The 15,429-nt window shown below is 67.9% G+C and carries 13 protein-coding genes; 6 read left to right on the plus strand and 7 right to left on the minus strand.

All coding sequences use genetic code 11. The annotated features are described in order from the left end of the window. Positions 1-121: 121 nt before the first annotated feature. From ARGLB_RS02730 to ARGLB_RS02740, 3 genes are all read left to right on the plus strand, one after another. Positions 122-1,654 (plus strand): amidohydrolase, encoded by a 1,533-nt coding sequence (locus ARGLB_RS02730; protein ID WP_003798623.1) that lies wholly within the window; start codon positions 122-124, stop codon positions 1,652-1,654. A gap of 107 nt (positions 1,655-1,761) precedes the next feature. Continuing rightward, entirely contained in the window at positions 1,762-2,379 is a 618-nt protein-coding gene (locus tag ARGLB_RS02735; protein WP_003798625.1) for a uracil-DNA glycosylase family protein, read from the plus strand. Between the two features lie 27 nt (positions 2,380-2,406). Continuing rightward, a complete protein-coding gene (locus ARGLB_RS02740) occupies positions 2,407-3,375 on the plus strand; it encodes a hypothetical protein (RefSeq protein ID WP_003798628.1) in 969 nt (322 codons plus the stop codon). Positions 3,376-3,386: 11 nt separating this feature from the next. Here ARGLB_RS02740 and ARGLB_RS02745 read toward each other — a convergent pair whose 3' ends face one another. From ARGLB_RS02745 to ARGLB_RS02775, 7 genes are all read right to left on the minus strand, one after another. Continuing rightward, on the minus strand, positions 3,387-4,691 hold the full coding sequence (locus ARGLB_RS02745) for a type II toxin-antitoxin system HipA family toxin (protein ID WP_003798630.1): 1,305 nt from the start codon (positions 4,689-4,691) through the stop codon (positions 3,387-3,389). Continuing rightward, the gene (locus tag ARGLB_RS02750; protein ID WP_083839580.1) at positions 4,688-5,032 is read right to left on the minus strand and encodes a type II toxin-antitoxin system RelB family anti-toxin; all 345 of its coding nucleotides are present in this window, start codon (positions 5,030-5,032) and stop codon (positions 4,688-4,690) included. The genes ARGLB_RS02745 and ARGLB_RS02750 overlap by 4 nt, the downstream gene beginning before the upstream one ends. Before the next feature lie 118 nt (positions 5,033-5,150). Continuing rightward, complete coding sequence (locus ARGLB_RS02755; RefSeq protein WP_003798634.1) at positions 5,151-6,554, minus strand: metallophosphoesterase family protein; 1,404 nt, start codon at positions 6,552-6,554, stop codon at positions 5,151-5,153. Then, positions 6,551-7,834, minus strand: coding sequence for a lipopolysaccharide biosynthesis protein (locus ARGLB_RS02760; RefSeq protein WP_245531460.1), 1,284 nt, complete (start codon positions 7,832-7,834; stop codon positions 6,551-6,553). Before ARGLB_RS02760 ends, ARGLB_RS02755 begins: the two co-directional genes overlap by 4 nt. A gap of 11 nt (positions 7,835-7,845) precedes the next feature. Further along, entirely contained in the window at positions 7,846-8,658 is an 813-nt protein-coding gene (locus ARGLB_RS02765; RefSeq protein WP_085929180.1) for a glycosyltransferase, read from the minus strand. A gap of 12 nt (positions 8,659-8,670) precedes the next feature. Then, entirely contained in the window at positions 8,671-9,759 is a 1,089-nt protein-coding gene (locus ARGLB_RS02770; protein WP_003798640.1) for a hypothetical protein, read from the minus strand. A gap of 120 nt (positions 9,760-9,879) precedes the next feature. Beyond that, positions 9,880-11,739: a CBM96 family carbohydrate-binding protein gene (locus ARGLB_RS02775; RefSeq protein WP_245531461.1), complete on the minus strand. Its 1,860-nt coding sequence runs from the start codon at positions 11,737-11,739 to the stop codon at positions 9,880-9,882. Between the two features lie 224 nt (positions 11,740-11,963). On the opposite strand from ARGLB_RS02775, the gene ARGLB_RS02780 reads away from it, so the two are divergent. The 3 genes from ARGLB_RS02780 to ARGLB_RS02790 all read left to right on the plus strand — a co-directional run bounded on the left by ARGLB_RS02780 (position 11,964) and on the right by ARGLB_RS02790 (position 15,315). Next, positions 11,964-12,692, plus strand: coding sequence for a FadR/GntR family transcriptional regulator (locus ARGLB_RS02780; RefSeq protein ID WP_043417772.1), 729 nt, complete (start codon positions 11,964-11,966; stop codon positions 12,690-12,692). Positions 12,693-12,786: 94 nt separating this feature from the next. Beyond that, on the plus strand, positions 12,787-13,851 hold the full coding sequence (locus tag ARGLB_RS02785; protein ID WP_003798648.1) for an asparaginase: 1,065 nt from the start codon (positions 12,787-12,789) through the stop codon (positions 13,849-13,851). Between the two features lie 12 nt (positions 13,852-13,863). Beyond that, positions 13,864-15,315, plus strand: coding sequence for an aspartate ammonia-lyase (locus ARGLB_RS02790; RefSeq protein ID WP_003798650.1), 1,452 nt, complete (start codon positions 13,864-13,866; stop codon positions 15,313-15,315). Positions 15,316-15,429 lie beyond the last annotated feature (114 nt).

Raw genomic sequence — 15,429 nt, forward strand, 5'->3', positions numbered from 1 at the left:
TCCCCGACTTCTTTGTCGGAACCGTGTAACGTCCAGAATGCACCCTGTTGCTGGCACAGGGAAGAGGCGTTCCGGCGGACCTCTGATTGGCGCTGGCCGGAAACCTGCCTAGCCTGTCCCTATGCCTTCCAGCGAGGACCACGAAGCAACGCAACGCCCGACGCCCACCGACTTGGTGCTGGCCTCCGTGAGACTGCCCGGCGAGACAGAATGCCGCGACGTCCATATCCGCGACGGCCACGTCTCGGCGATCACCGCAGCCGGAGAACGCCGCGCAGGTCCTACGGCAGCGGATGCCCAGGTGCTGGATCTTGAGGGGCGTTTCGTCGTGCCCGGCCTATGGGACGAGCACGTCCACATGACGCAGTGGGCGCTGGCCGCCAACCGGATCGACCTGTCCGGCGCCGCTTCGGCGCGCGCCGCCGTCGAGCTTGTCCGTAACCGGATGACGGCGGCGGGTACCGGGGCGGACCGGAAAGTGACGGTGGTGGGCGCAGGCTTCCGGGACGCCGTATGGGACGACGTCCCCAGCGCCGAAATGCTCGACGACGCCACCCGGGAAGTGCCCACAGCCCTGATCAGCCATGATCTGCACTGTGTCTGGCTGAATTCAGCGGCCGCCCGGAGATACAGTCTTCAGCTCCCGGCAGACGGGCTGCTCCGCGAGGAGGCTGCGTTCGCCGTCACGCGGGAGCTCGGAAAGCTGCCCGACGACGTCGTCGACGGTTGGGTGCGCACGGCCGGCCAGGAAGCCGCCGCCCGGGGTGTTGTGGGCGTGGTGGATCTGGAGATGACGTGGAACCGTGACGTGTGGCTGCGCCGGATCGCCGGCGGGTTCGGCTCTCTGCGCGTTGACGCGGGCGTGTATCCGGAGGACCTGGAGCAGGCGGCCGACGCGGGAATGCGGACGGGGCAAACGGTCGGCGGCGGGGCGGGACTCCTGCGGGTGGGTCCGCTGAAGGTGCTCATCGACGGCTCCCTCAACACGCGCACCGCCTTCTGTGTTGACCCGTACCCGCACGGCGGGCACGGCATCCTGACCGTGAGCGAAGCCGAGCTGGTGGCGCTGCTCGCCAGGGCCCGGGAAACGGGCTTTGTGCCGGCGGTCCACGCCATTGGCGACGGCGCCAACCAGGTTGCGCTCGATGCCTTCGCCGAAGCCGGGACCGGAGGCCGGATCGAGCATGCACAGTTTGTGCGGCAGGAGGACTTCGCCCGGTTCGGTGAGCTTGGCCTGACGGCCAGCGTCCAGCCCGCCCACGCGCTCGACGACCGCGACGCCGCTGACGCCAACTGGGCCGGCCGCACTGGCCGGGCCTTCCCGCTGCGTTCGCTGCTGGACGGCGGGGCGCGGCTGGCGCTGGGTTCCGATGCGCCGGTGGCCCCCTTGGATCCGTGGCTGGCGATGTCCGCGGCGACGACGCGGGCGCGGAATGACGGCCGCGGCCCCTGGCACCCGGAGCAGGCACTGACCCGGGAGGAGGCGCTGCTCGCATCAACGCGGGGGTGCGGTCGGATCCGGGCCGGGGCTGTGGCGGATATCGCCGTGCTGGATGCGGATCCCCTTGCCGCGCCGGATGCTGTGTTCGCCGGAATGCCCGTCGCCGCAACGCTCGTGGCGGGCCGGTTCACGTTCCGCGGTGCAGGGGTTTAGGAGTCCTGTTGGGTCGGCGGGAACTCCCCCACCCACCCTTACCGTCAAAAGCGTAGAGTGGCCTAAGACGCCTGATTCTTGGACGCCATGCAGCTAAGGGAGAAATCGTGACGATTGACTGGGACGAAAAGAAAGCCCTGCTACAGGAACCGAACATCGCAGCAGTGACGCAACTGTGCGATGAACTCATGGAGAAGAAGCCGGGATCGACCGTTCCTTACATCGACCCCGTCCATGACGAGGACGAATGCCGGATTGTGAGCCTCCAGGTCAGCCCGGGCAAGGGAACCGAGTCCGGTTTCGTATCCCATTTCAACGATGATGAGGCCGCCCGGCGCGCCACCCAGATCTACGAGCTCGCCGAGCTGGATCCGCGCTACGTCATGCCGTGGAACGCCTACCCCTGGGTACGCGACCCGGACATGCCCTCGGCCCTCAGCGTCCAGGAGAAGACCGACGGCCTGCGCCCCTTCCGGCAGTTCTTGAAGATCAACCGGCGCGTCTCGGCCATCATCGCCCACGGGACCGACGCCGCCACTTTCCTGACCCTCTTCGAGAAGACGTACCACTACTCACTCAAGAACAACGGCATCAAAATCTACAAGGCCAGCGCGCTCGGCGGGCGGGCCTTTGCTGTTTCCGAGGCCAAGCAGGAGGAACTCCTGACCAAGAGCGTGGAGGTCTATAAGGACGCCATGCAGCGCGCGGGCATCCAGCACCTCTAGCTTCCGGTTACCGGCCCGGTTAGACGCGTGCTCGACTGGTTACTCGATTCCGACCCCGCGATCCGGTGGCAGGTCCTGCGTGACCTGACGGATGCGCCCGCCGACGTGGTGCGAACGGAGCGTGCCCGGGTGGCCGCCGAGGGCTGGGGTGCGCGCATGCTTGCCCTGCAGGGCGACGATGGCCAGTGGGACGGCGGCACCTTCTTCCCGGTCCCCTACGACGGCTCCGAGGCGGGCCAGCCCTGGACCGCAACGACCTACAGCCTGCTGCTCCTGCGCGACCTCGGACTCGACCCCGGCTGCGGGCAGGCACGCGCCGCGGTCCGGAAAGTGCGGGAGAACAGCCGCTGGGAAGAGGGCGGCCAGCCGTTCTTCGACGGCGAGGTGGAGCCCTGCATCAACGGCAAGGCCGTCGCCCTCGGAGCGTACTTCGGCGAGGACGTCGACGGCATCGTCCGGCGGCTTCTCGGCGAGCAGCTCGCGGACGGCGGCTGGAACTGCGAGGCGGAGCGGGGGTCGGTGCGTTCGTCGTTCGCGACAACCATCAATGTGCTGGAAGGGCTGCTGGAACATGAGCGGGCCACGGGCGGAACTGCGGAGTCGGTTGCCGCGCGGAAGCGGGGCGAGGAATACCTGCTGGAACGGGCGCTGCTCCGGCGCAAAAGCACCGGCGAGCTGGTGGACCCGGAGTGGCTGCAGTTTTCCTACCCGACCCGCTGGTTCTACGACGCGCTGCGCGGCCTTGACTACTTCCGCGACGCGTATTTCCAGGACAGGTATTTCCAGGATGCGGACGGACCGCCGGACACCCGGCTTTCCGAGGCCGTCGGTCTGCTCCGCTCAAAACGGCAGCCCGACGGAACCTGGCTGCTCGAGAACACCCACCCCGGCCGCATCCACTTCACCATGGAGGACGGGGACGGGCGCCCCAGCCGCTGGAACACGCTTCGGGCCCTGCGCGTGCTCCGCTGGTACGACGGCGGTCCTGGGCTTTAGGCTTCCCGGGCTCACCCCTCCAGCAGCCGGCGCCGATGCTTGAGCTCCTTGACCCAAGCCCTGGTGACCATGTCCGGAAAAGGCGAGGCGCCGCCGTCGTCCGTTGAAACGGTGGCCGTTGAAACGGAGGCCGTTGGAACTGGGGCAGCCCTTGAACCGGCGGCAGTTGCCGCAAAAGCCGTCCCGGCCTCCAGATCAGCCAGCAGCGGACCCGCAGCCTTCAGCGCCAAATCCACCGCCTGCACCGCAGTGCGTTGTGGCAGCCCGAGGCCCGTGGCCCAGGCCAGGAAGTGCTTGCGGGAGATGCCGCTGCGCTTGCCGCCGAGCGTCAGGGCGAGCGTCTTGTCCCCGTAGACCACTGTGGAGGGGATGTCGTACACGGGCGCGATGGACCACTCCCCGTGCGGCTGCTGCACCATGGACACGTTTTTCGCATGCAGGTCGCCGTTGCCGCTCAGCAGCGCGAAGGCGGCCTGGATGGCGAGGTTCCGCAGCGCCGGCAGCGGCGCCGAGCAGTACTCGGCGAGCGCGTGGCACACCGTTCCGAACCCCACGTTGTACTTGTCCGCCGGGTAGAGCTTCAGGACCTGTGCGCCGTCCTCGACGGCGAGCCGCTGCACCGCGTCCGGCGCACTGTCGGCGACCTTGCGTTGCAGCGGCACCCGGTCGAAGCGCTCCACCAGCAGCCCCGGCCGGCCCGCGACGTCGCGCATCAGCTGCACCCGGCTCAGCGGAATCCGCAGCCTGGCCGCGTAGCGGAACATGATGAACTCGTTCTCCACCACGTGCGGGAATTCCGGGGCGTTGAGCTTGAGGATGAACCGGCGCCCCGCGCTTGCCACCGGCATGGAGATCATCCCGGCGGACAGCTTGTCCTGTACGCCGGCGAGTGCCACCGGATCGATGAGGCCCGAGTCGCCCAGCAGCTCGTCAAAGTCCACGGGCCGGCGCGGGTCCACCTCGACGGCGTGCTCCTCCGGGTCGAGCGGCTCCCCGTGGCCCACGATCTGCACGTCGCCGACCGGGTTGCCGCCGGCGGCGATGAGCAGGGAAAGGTCGTCGTCGGCGCTGGTCTTGATGGACCGGCGAAGCGCGTTCAGCCGCCGGCCCTCCGGGAGCAGCCCGGTGAAGTACGGCGGCGCGGCACCCGCCCCGGAGAGTACGGGTTCTTCAGTGAGCGGCAGCGAACTCGCGACGGCGGGGCGGCCGCTTTGCAGGTACGCCGGCAGATAGCTGAACCTGGTGCCGCCGTCGTGCCGTTCCAGCCGGGCGGCCAGGACGCCGCGCTTGTAGATGTCCGCGATGCGGTGCCTCACGGCTGGCCCTCCCCTGCGCTGGGTCCGTTGCCTTCCAGCGGTGCGGCCGACGGCGGGACGGCCGGCGGCGGCTGGGTCACCAACGGTTGGGCGGCCAGCGGTTGGGCGGCCAGCGCGCGGGCGGCGGCGCTGGTCCGGGTTGCGAGCTGGAGCTCGACGCCGAGGGTGTCCAGCAAGGCCAACAGGGTGTCCAGCCGGAGACTCGGCTTGCCCTGTTCCACGAAGCGGACGAAGCGCTCGGAGACTCCGGCCATGTCCGCGAGGTCCTGCTGGCTCAGGCGGAGGGCCCCACGACGGGCACGGACGGCTGCTGCAAGATGTGCTGCAAAATCCTGAGCCACATTCGCTCCCGCGCCGGTACGATCGTGCCGTTTTCGTTTCCACCCACATCGTACTCCCTAATTACAGATGCGGGCAGAACCATAATCGGAACGTTCGTACCGGTTCTTGAGCAACGGCTCACGTACCGTCCGGACGCCAGTACCGCAGCCCGCCGTTGGTGCTACCGTCGCGGGCGACGTCGACCACGGCGTAGGGGAACGCCCGACGGTCCGTCTGGTCAGGTCCACGACCGCGGACGTCCGAACTCCATGTGCCGGTGTTGACGTAGCGGGTGGGGCACGCCTCGAGCGCCGCTTCGAAGGCCCGGTGGGTGTGGGCCGAGACGTACCAGGCCACGCCGGCGCCGTGCGCCCTGAGAGTATGTGCGAACCGGGCCGCTGCAGCAGGAGCCCTCTTGCCGGCGGCTCTGCGCCCGGCGGCTGCTAGCACCATGCGAGTCGCGGCGACCGGGAGCGCCGACACCGTCCGGAACCGGGAGAGGTGCGCCAGGTCCCGAATGGCCACTTCATCAAGCGCGAGCCGCCGTGACTCGGCCTGCAACAGCTCAAAGTACGCGAGCTCCCGGACGCGGCGTTCCGCCCGCTCGGACGCCAGACACGCCCGGGCAACGGCCGCGGCACGGCTCAGGGGAGACTTCGATGGGTCGGCGTGCCAGGCGGCGAGCGGCGGCAGGTCCAGCCCGTCGGTGCCGTTGACCGCCACGCGGAGCACCTCGGGCATCCGATGTAGGGCATGGTGCTGGTGCCCGTGCTCGGCCACCAGCACACGGGGCACGTGGAGGAACCACGGGTACACCTGGACCCGTGCCGGCTCGGCCGGTGATAACAACGCCGACAGGCGTGCGGCAACTGAGGGGCGGGCCAGGTCCGCGTCGTGGTTGCCGCACACGAAGTGCAGCTGCACGCCGCGGGCCGCGCAGGCCTGCAGCGCCCAGAACGTGTCGGGGTGGCGGGTGAGGATGGACTCGAGCCGGGCCAGGCTTTCGTCCTCGGCGAACCCCACCAGCTCGAACGTGTCACCGACGAAGGCGATGTGCTGCTGCGGACCGGAGGCGGCGAGCACCTCACGGCACAGGAACTGGGGCAGCATCCTCCCGGGGCACCGCGGATCGTCGTCCGTCGCGCCCAGGTGCAGATCGCTGAGGAGCCACCACCGCGCCGCGTGGCTCACCCGAGCACTCCCGGAGTGCGCGGAAGGAAGAGGCGCAGCTACATCGTCCTCAATCCAAGGAGCCTCTGCCAGGGCTGTCCGGTGTCTGGCCCGGCCCATCGGGGCTCGGAGGGCGAACAACCCCGGCCAGCCGAAGTGCCCCTCGATGCTGGGCTCGATCCCCTGGATGCGCGAGAGGGCATCAGCGATACCCAGTTCACGGAGCGCGAGCTCATCCCGCGGCACGTCCGGCACGAAGGCTCCGGACGCGATGAGCACAACCACCACGACGATCCACATCACTGTCGGCCACACGTAACGGGGATTCCAGCGTCCGTCGCTGCGGCAGGTCCCATCGTGCGTGCTGATCATGGCGCGTCCTGCGTGACGCGCCGGAGGACAGCGACCAGCCGGAGGCCGACCATCACTGCCCCGATGGAGAGCACCACCAGCCATGCAAGGGCCATGGCGGTGGCCCCCCTGTCGGCGGCCGCCAGGGCTGAGGCGCAGAGTGCGGTACCGAGCGCCACACCGACCACGATTGCCTCCGCGTAGCGGCCGCTGGCCCGGCAGACGGCGTTGTAGGCCTGCAGCACCGCGTACGGCACCAGTCCGGCCGCCAACCACCGCAGAGCGCCGGCGGACGACTCGGCGTACCGCTCCCCCAGCAGATTGAGCAGCGGGTGGGCGAAGAGGACGAGGACGGCGGCAGCCAGGCCTCCCACGGTGAGCGACCAACGGAGACTCGCCCATGTGGTTGACACCAGGCGGTCCGCATCGCGGACACCCTCTGAGAACTGGACGATGCCCATCAGCACCGGAGCGGTATAGGCGGCCCAGGCCATCATCCATGCGGGGTACCAGTAGGCGGCTGCCTCCGGCGCAACCATGTGCGCGAGCAGGAGCGGCAGCACCAGCCCAGGGGTTCGCTCGGTGAGGGTGAGGAGCTGGTGCGGAATGCCCAGCGCCAGCAGTGGACGGCCGCGCGCCGAGCGCAAGGACGGCCGCGGCCTGTAGCCGACCAGTCTTCGCAGCTGGACAGCACCTACGACGCACGCCACCGCCGTCCCGAGGGTCCAGCAGGCCATCAGCACGTCGGCGGAGGCGCCGTGCGCCCGCCAGGCCACGAGCCCTGCAGCTGCGAGTGAGACCCCGCCTCCCAACGCATACCTCAAGGTCGCGCTGGAACCGCGTCCCAACGCCACGAGCGCCTGGTCCAGCACGATGACAAGGGTTCCGGCGACGGCAGCCACGAGGAACGTGAGCCAGAAGAGAACCGATGCCGAGGCCGTGTCCGGCGCCACGACAGACTGCAGCACGAGGTAGCCGAGGGCCAGCACTGTTCCGGCGACCCCCACGATGGCAAACGCCGCGTCCAGCACCCGAGCGGGCGGCTCCCCTCGCCCCACCGAGACGATCACGGCAGATCCGGCGCCCAGCACCGCGAGCTGCGTGCAGATCATTACTGCCGAGACCGCGGCCGTGGTGAGTCCGACCTCACGGTCGGACGTCGCGCGCGCGGCCACGATCCAGAAGGCGAAACCAGCGCCCGTCTGGGCAGCCTTGGCCGCAACGAGGCCGAGCGAGCTGCGCAGGGCGGAGTGCCGGACGATCGAGGCGTCCGTGACAGCGGTCGCCCGCTTGGCCCTCACGCCCCTGGCCATCACGACGCGAGACCCCTTGTCAGGCCCACGTAGTTGTACCAGCAAAAGGCGACGTAGTAGCGCAGCCACCGGGGCTGGCCCGCGGCGAGACTCAAGGCACTGCCCCGGACTGCCGCGGCGGCAGGCAGCAGCGCCAGCCTCGCACCACGCCAGCCGTGCTTGCGGACCATCCGGCCCAGTCCCGTTCCGTCCATGAGGAACTGGTCGAGCGCGAAGTCGAAGTCGTCTGCGGCGAAACGGTGTTCGACGGTGACCCGCTGTGACACCCCTGTTCGCAGCCCTGATTGGCGCATCCGCCAACGCAGCTCTATGTCCTCCCCCGATTTAAACGAGTCGTCGAATCCCAGGCCCAGCATCAAGTCCCGGTCAACGATCGTCGCCACGAGGCCGAACCAGTTGCGGCTGCGGCCGGTGCGGTGATGATGTGCCAGCGCCTGTCCCCAGTAGCCTGGTCCAGCGACACTCTCCAGGCCGGCTTGTAGTGCGTCATAGCCGCCCTCCACCAGCTCCGTGAGCAGGTCGCCGACCCCCGAAGGCCCGAAGACGACGTCGGCATCCACGAGCAGGACCCAGCGGGTGCTGCTGCTCTTTACACCAAGCGTTCGAGCCCAGGGCAGGCCGCGGCCCTCGTCACTCAGGACCCGGGCACCGGCCGCGAGGGCGAGGTCGACGGTGCGGTCGGTCGACAATCCGTCCACCACGATGATCTCGGCGACACCGGACTGGCGCAGGGCCTCGAGACAGCGCGGGAGCAGGCTCTCCGCGTTTCGGGCCGGAACGACGGCGGTGACCTCGGCAGGGCTGCTACTCACGGTTTCCACCCCTCAGATCTGCTCGTCGAGGACTGACGGCAGCAGCTGCTCGAGATGCCGGACGATGTCGTCCGACGCCTCGTCCGCCGTGTACGAGGATGGCACCTGCAGCAGGTGGCAGGGCCGGCCGTCGAGCGCCTTGTCCAGCACGAGCCCCTTCGCTGTGAAGTGTTCGCGCCAGGGGACGACGGACGTGGCCGCCAGGCCGGTCACGACCCGCTGCGAGAAGCCCGCCATCTCGATATGGAAATTGCCGAGCATGCGGTCGACCATCCACTCGCTCGTCCGCTCAACGACCCGAGACCGGGCGCCCTCGAAGCGCTCAACGTAGACGGCGGCCGCGAGGGGTGCCGAGGTCGTCAATTCCCGCCCCGGGAACGCGGTCCCCGGCGAGACCATGCGGTGCTCCGGCGACCATCGCCGGGAGAAGTCCGCGAGGCGCGGATAACGGATGACGTACGGGTGCACCACGGTGGTGAGCCGGCTGACGCTATCCGAGAGCCGTGACGGGACCAGGGGTTTCCGGACACCTTCGAACAGGTGCGGGTAGATGGCCCGGTGGTGCGGCTTGATGAACATCGGCTTCGCGTAGCCGAGTAGGGTGGCGTCTTCGGTGAGGAAGGCCCAGTCGTCGCCCATGAACGACCACCCGTCGCGCCGCATCAGCTTGGCGACGGTGCTCGTCTTACCGGTCCCTCCGGCGGCGGGAAGCGCGATCGCGTGACCCCGGTACGCCATCGTTGCCGCGTGGATCATGGCGGCTCCTCGGCCCACCATGGCGGAATCCAGAACAGGCACCACGGTGGTCAACAGTTCGCCCGGCCCGTGAATGCGCCACTGCTCTGCGTCTCTCACGACCTGGACCCGATCGTCTTGGAAACGCACGCTGTTCTCCGTGTACGCGAGCTCGTGCTCGACCAGGCCCGCATCCGGCATGGCCTCCGGCCGGTCATCGACGATGATGTTGGCCGGCCGTTCAGTGTCGGTGGCGAAACACGCCAGCATGCTCTGGAGCTGGGCCGCGGCCGGCGCTTTTTCGTCGACGCGTATCGTGACGCGGCCGTGGATGTCGAAGTGCAGTGCCTTGGTCTGCCTGCGCATGATCGTCCCCTGTCTGGGTGGTGTCGGTCGGAGGGTGTTGCTGATGTGGACCGTCCCGGCCGAGGGCTTCGTCCTCGTTGTTGCCTTGCGAAGCACCCGGCCGAGAGCGTGTTCCTATTCCTACTTCTGCAGCGTGAGTACCAGCTTGGGTGCGGCCGTGCTTCCGGCTTCCTTGGAGTTGAGTTCCAGGCCGTCACTGCCGTTGGCGTCCATTCCAAGAGAGAGCTGTTGGCCGAGGTCGCCGGTCAGGGCGCTGGCCGTCAATGGAACGCTGTAGCTGGTGTTGGTCGTTGTTTGGCCGAGGCTGCCGATGCTGGTGCCGAGCGCCGGACGGTTGGTGTACGTGATACCGCCCTCGGTCCAGCTGTCACTGGCGACCAGCTTGACGTTCTGCGTACCCGTAGACCCGTTCCCGCCGCTGCGCAGCAGCAGCCTGGCACTCACCAGCGTCCTACCCGCATACGGCGAGAGGTCGAATTTCAAGTACGTGGCCTCCACCGGGCTGTTGTCCGAACGCAGCGTGGTATTCGTGCCAAAGTTCGTCCCCGTCGCCCCGCTCGAGACATAGCTGTCAGCGGTGGCCGTGAGTGTGATGGTCTCCGTCGTATCACCACCACCACCTGCACCGCCGCTCGGGTCGTAGAAGTGCCAGTACCGGCTGGTGGCGTTCACATCGGCGAGCACCAGCAGGCCGCTGTTGGCCGTACCCAGCGCCGTACTGTTGAGGTTCTGCTTCGTCGACGTCGCGTTGTGCACATACTGGTCGGCGTCCACGATGCGGGCCGTCTTAGCGGTGGTGAAGCTGATGTTGTCCAGCGGGGTGGACTTTTCATAGATCGCACCCCCCGAGCTGGTGCAGACACCGGCGTTCGTCGTGCCACTCGGTTTCGGATAGGTAGCGAAGGTACGCACCCTCTGCGTGCTCTCATCAAGCATGACGATCACACGGTTGGGGCACTCGGCCACAGTCGCGATCGTGTGCGCCGACCACGTCGTACCGTCGAATGCCAACAGCTGGATCAGGGGCTGTGACGCCGAGGTGAACGACGTCTTGATAGCGGCGAAAACCCGATTAGTCGAGGAGTCCAGCCACTTCAGGTTCATATGGTCATCACCGCTGCGCAGCCCCTTCACCGCCGCCACAGGAGTGGTCCAGGTGGTACTTGCCGCTCCATCGATGTGGGAGCTCCAGTACATGCCGTCGTTGGCGTCACCGAGCTGCCGGCTCCACATCACGCCCATCTTGCCGGTTCCAAACGCGATCAGAGCCGAAGTGTCGTCCACGGACACGTTGCCCAACGACGCAGGATGCACGAACGGCGTCCCCCACGTCCTGCCATCCGTGGCAGTGACGTTCAGATAGATCCGGTTCGCCTGCTGCCACGTGGCCCAAACCCGGCCAGTCGAGTCCTTGTCGATGGACAGGGTCTCGACTTTGTGGTTGTTGATGTTTGTAGAACTCAGGAGCGCGTACGTCTTCGTACTCGAGTTGTAGCTGAAACGCCGCATCGTCGATGGGAAGTTCGGCTCGGCCGGCAGACCGTCGTTGACGAAGCGATAACTCGCCACATACAACGTGGTCCCGTCCCACAACACGTCATGATGGGTGTTCGACCGCGTCTCCGTCGTCACACCCGTATTGACCCACGAGCTCGTCGCGGCATTGAAGCGGAAGATGTGAAAATCCGAGCTAGCCGTGTCCCACAGGTTCCCCCACCAGATCCCGTCGTTGAACCACAACGCATTCGTCTGCCGCTTCGTACCCGTCGGCGTCCCCGTCCCCGTATGGGACGGCCCCTCGACCCCAACGTCACCTACAGCAGCCGACGCCGTAACCGGCACCACCAAAACAGTCAGCGCAAGCGACAGCGCTGCCAGCAGCGCGGGGAGCCAGGAGGCCCTGCGACCTCTACTGCGCCCGCCCGAGCGAAAAGAAGTTGATTCCGGGAGTTGAACGTCGGCCTGTATCGGGATGGTCACTAGCCTCACCACTCATCGCAGTCGTTTGCCAATGCCAGTCCCGTGCAACCTTTCCGGTTGGATACGAGAAATCGAAGCGCCTGCTGCTGCGGTCCTGGCAACTTGCGTGCACTCCCCCTCGGACCATGTTCGACTGAATAACCTGTAAAAAGCTTGGGAGGGCTACCCCCCTTTTGCCGACTCCTGGTTGACAGCCGCCTGTGACCCGTGCCATATTCTTAATCGTGAACCTGTCAGACAGCCGGACAGCCGGACAGCAAGCCGACCATCGGAGCGGAGCGGGTACCTTTCCGCTGGCCCGCCTCAGTGCGGCCGAAGCTGTCTTCAACGCCATCCGCGCCGATATCCAGAGCGGCGCGCTGGCCGTCGGCGCCAAGCTCAGCTCGGAAGCTGCCCTGGCTTCGCAGTACGGAGTGAGCCGCTCCGTGATCCGCGAAGCCTTGCGTTCCTGCACCGCGCTCGGCCTGACCGTGACAAAGACCGGCCGAGGCACGTTCGTCGTGGCCGACCATGTTGCCAACGACCTTGTCCTGGGCCAGTTCTCCGCCCGGGACCTCACCGAGGCGCGCCCGCACATTGAAGTCCCCGCCGCCGGCCTGGCTGCCGAGCGCCGCACCACCGAGGACCTGGAGATCCTCCGCGGCATGATGGCATCCATGGCCGCGGAAACGGACCCCGAAGCCTGGGTTGCCCTCGACTCCAGCTTCCATGCAGCCATCGCCCGGGCCAGCGGCAACAAGGTGTTCGAAAGCGTGGTGGCCGACATCCGCGACGCCCTCGTTCATCAGTCCGAAACCCTCAACATGGTGGCCGACCGCCAGCACGCCTCCGACGTCGAGCACCGGCTCATCCTGGACGCCGTCGAAGCCGGATCCGCGGCGGAAGCCAGCGCGGCCATGGCCGAACACCTGCGTGCAGTCAGCGAAGCCCTCGACTCCATCCTCAACCAGTAGCGGCCCCGCATCCCTGGCTCTCCGAACCGACCGGCTCCACCCGACGCCTCCACGCCACACCCAACTCAAGTCAACACGCAACCCAGAGGACGCCATGCCTTCCCCCGCCATACCGGCAAGCCATTCCCTTTCCGCGCCGCCCGCCGCCGCCGCAGCGATCCCGCCACGGCACGAGCCCCTCGCGTTCCAGACCCGTGACGGGTTGGTGGAAAGCGTCCACTACGGCTCCCTGATCGCCACCGCCCCGGGCGGCCGCACCCTGCTCACCGCCGGCGAACCCCGGACCGCGTTCTACCCCCGGTCCTCCCTCAAGCCCCTGCAGTCCGTGGCCATGGTCCGGGCCGGGCTGGACCTGCCGGCCGATCTGCTGGCCCTCACCGCGGCGAGCCACTCCGGCGCAGCCCGGCACCTCGACGGCGCCAGCCGCATCCTGGAACTGCACGGCCTCACGGCCGCGGCCCTCGAAAACAGCTCCGACCTCCCCTACGGCGTCCGCGAGCGCGAGGAGTGGCTGCGTGACGGCGGCCGGCCCACCCAGCTGGCCCAGAACTGCTCCGGCAAGCACGCCGCCATGGCCGCCACCTGCGTTATCAACGGCTGGCCAGTGCAGGGTTACCTGGACCCCTCCCATCCGCTGCAAAAGCTGGTCGCCGAAACCGTCACCGATCTGACCGGTGAGGAACCCGCCGGCGTCAGCACCGACGGCTGCGGAACGCCGCTGTTCGCCCTCACCCTGGCCGGAATGGCCCGCGCCTTCGGTCGCCTCGCCTCCGCCGAACTGGCGGATGGTGAGTCCGCCCCCGAAAGCCCGGAAGCCGCCGTCGCGCAGTCCATGCGCCGCCATCCGGAAATGGTGGCGGGCGAGGGCCGCGACGTCACGGAGCTCATGCGCCTCCTGCCCGGCGCCCTGGCGAAGGACGGCTTCGAAGGCATCCAACTGGTTGGGCTGCCGGACGGACGCGCCGTCGCCGTCAAGATATCCGACGGCGGTGACCGGGCCAGAATGCCTGTCACCGTCCGTGCGCTGGAAGCGCTCGACGTCGACACCTCCGCCCTTGCGGGCATCGCCACGGGCGCGGTCTTCGGCGGCGGCCGCCAAGTGGGCCTGCTCCGGGCCGCAGACTTTTCTTCCCTGTCCCCGACCGACGACGTTCTTTAAGGACCGCACCACATGACCGAGACCCAAACCCTGCCGGATGCCCAATCCCTGTCCGACGGCCAGACTCTTCCTGGCGTCCGTTCCGAGCATGACCTGCTCGGCGACCGTGATATCCCCGCCGGCGCCTACTGGGGCGTCCACACCCTGCGCGCCGTCGAAAACTTCCCCATCACCGGCCAGCCGCTCTCTTCCAACATGCACCTGGTCCGCGGCCTCGCCGCCGTGAAACTGGCGGCCGCGCGCACCAACCTGGAACTCGGGCTGCTGGACGCCGAACGCGCCGCGGCCATCGAACAGGCGTGCACCGATGTGATGAACGGCGAACTCAGCGAACAGTTCGTGGTCGACGTGATCCAGGGCGGCGCGGGAACGTCGTCGAACATGAACGCCAACGAGGTCATCGCCAACCGCGCCCTGGAAATCCTCGGCCATCCCAAGGGCGACTACGCCCGGCTGCACCCCAACGACCACGTGAACCTCAGCCAGTCCACCAACGATGTCTACCCCACCGCGGTCAAGCTCGGCACCATCTTCGCCGCCCGCGAGCTGCTCTCCGCGCTGGCCGAACTCGAAGAGGCGTTCGCGGAAAAGGCCATGGAGTTCCGCACGGTCGTGAAAATGGGCCGCACCCAGCTCCAGGACGCCGTACCCATGACCCTGGGCCAGGAATTCGGCACCTATGCGGTGACGATCGGCGAGGACCGGCAGCGGCTGGCCGAGGCGGATCTGCTCATCCACGAGATCAACCTCGGCGCCACCGCGATAGGCACCGGCCTGAACGCCCCCGCCGGCTACGCCGAGGCCGCCTGCCGGCACCTGGCCGAAATCACCGGCCTGCCGCTGGTCACCGCCGTCGACCTCATCGAGGCCACCCAGGACGTGGGCGCCTTCGTCCACCTCTCCGGCGTGCTCAAGCGCGTGGCCGTCAAGCTCTCCAAGACCTGCAACGACCTCCGCCTGCTCTCCTCCGGACCGCGGGCCGGATTCGGCGAGATCAACCTACCCGCCGTCCAGTCCGGATCCTCCATCATGCCCGGCAAGATCAACCCGGTGATCCCGGAAGTGGTCAGCCAGGTGGCCTACGAGGTCATCGGCAACGACGTCACCATCACCATGGCCGCCGAAGCCGGGCAGCTCCAGCTCAACGCGTTCGAACCGATCATCGTGCACAGCCTGCACAAGAGCATCTCGCACCTCGAAGCAGCCTGCCGCACCCTCACGGCCCGCTGTGTCCGCGGCATCACCGCCAACACCGAGCACCTCCGCCTCACCGTCGAACAGTCCATCGGGCTGGTGACCGCCCTCAACCCGCACCTCGGCTACGCCACCGCCACCGCAATCGCCCAGGAAGCCCTCGCCACCGGCCGCGGCGTGGCTGAACTCGTCCTCGAACACGGCCTGCTCACCGAAACGCAGCTCCGGGAGCTCCTCAGCCCCGAACGCCTGGCAAACCTCAGCAAGTAGTACCCGCAAGCCCGACTCCCCAAACCGGAAACCAAAGGATCCCCCATGTCCAATTCCCCACAGGGCGCCGCCTCGAACGCGGCAGTCACTGACCATACGGTCCCGGCCCAGGCA

Origin of the sequence: Arthrobacter globiformis NBRC 12137 (genome assembly GCF_000238915.1) — a bacterium.
In the GTDB taxonomy this organism is placed as follows: domain Bacteria; phylum Actinomycetota; class Actinomycetes; order Actinomycetales; family Micrococcaceae; genus Arthrobacter; species Arthrobacter globiformis.

Coding starts and splice junctions, on each gene's coding strand:
- ARGLB_RS02730 (WP_003798623.1), top strand. CDS start 122: ATGCCTTCCAGCGAGGACCACGAAGCAACGCAACGCCCGACGCCCACC.
- ARGLB_RS02755 (WP_003798634.1), bottom strand. CDS start 6,554: ATGATCAGCACGCACGATGGGACCTGCCGCAGCGACGGACGCTGGAAT.
- ARGLB_RS02770 (WP_003798640.1), bottom strand. CDS start 9,759: ATGCGCAGGCAGACCAAGGCACTGCACTTCGACATCCACGGCCGCGTC.
- ARGLB_RS02785 (WP_003798648.1), top strand. CDS start 12,787: ATGCCTTCCCCCGCCATACCGGCAAGCCATTCCCTTTCCGCGCCGCCC.
- ARGLB_RS02790 (WP_003798650.1), top strand. CDS start 13,864: ATGACCGAGACCCAAACCCTGCCGGATGCCCAATCCCTGTCCGACGGC.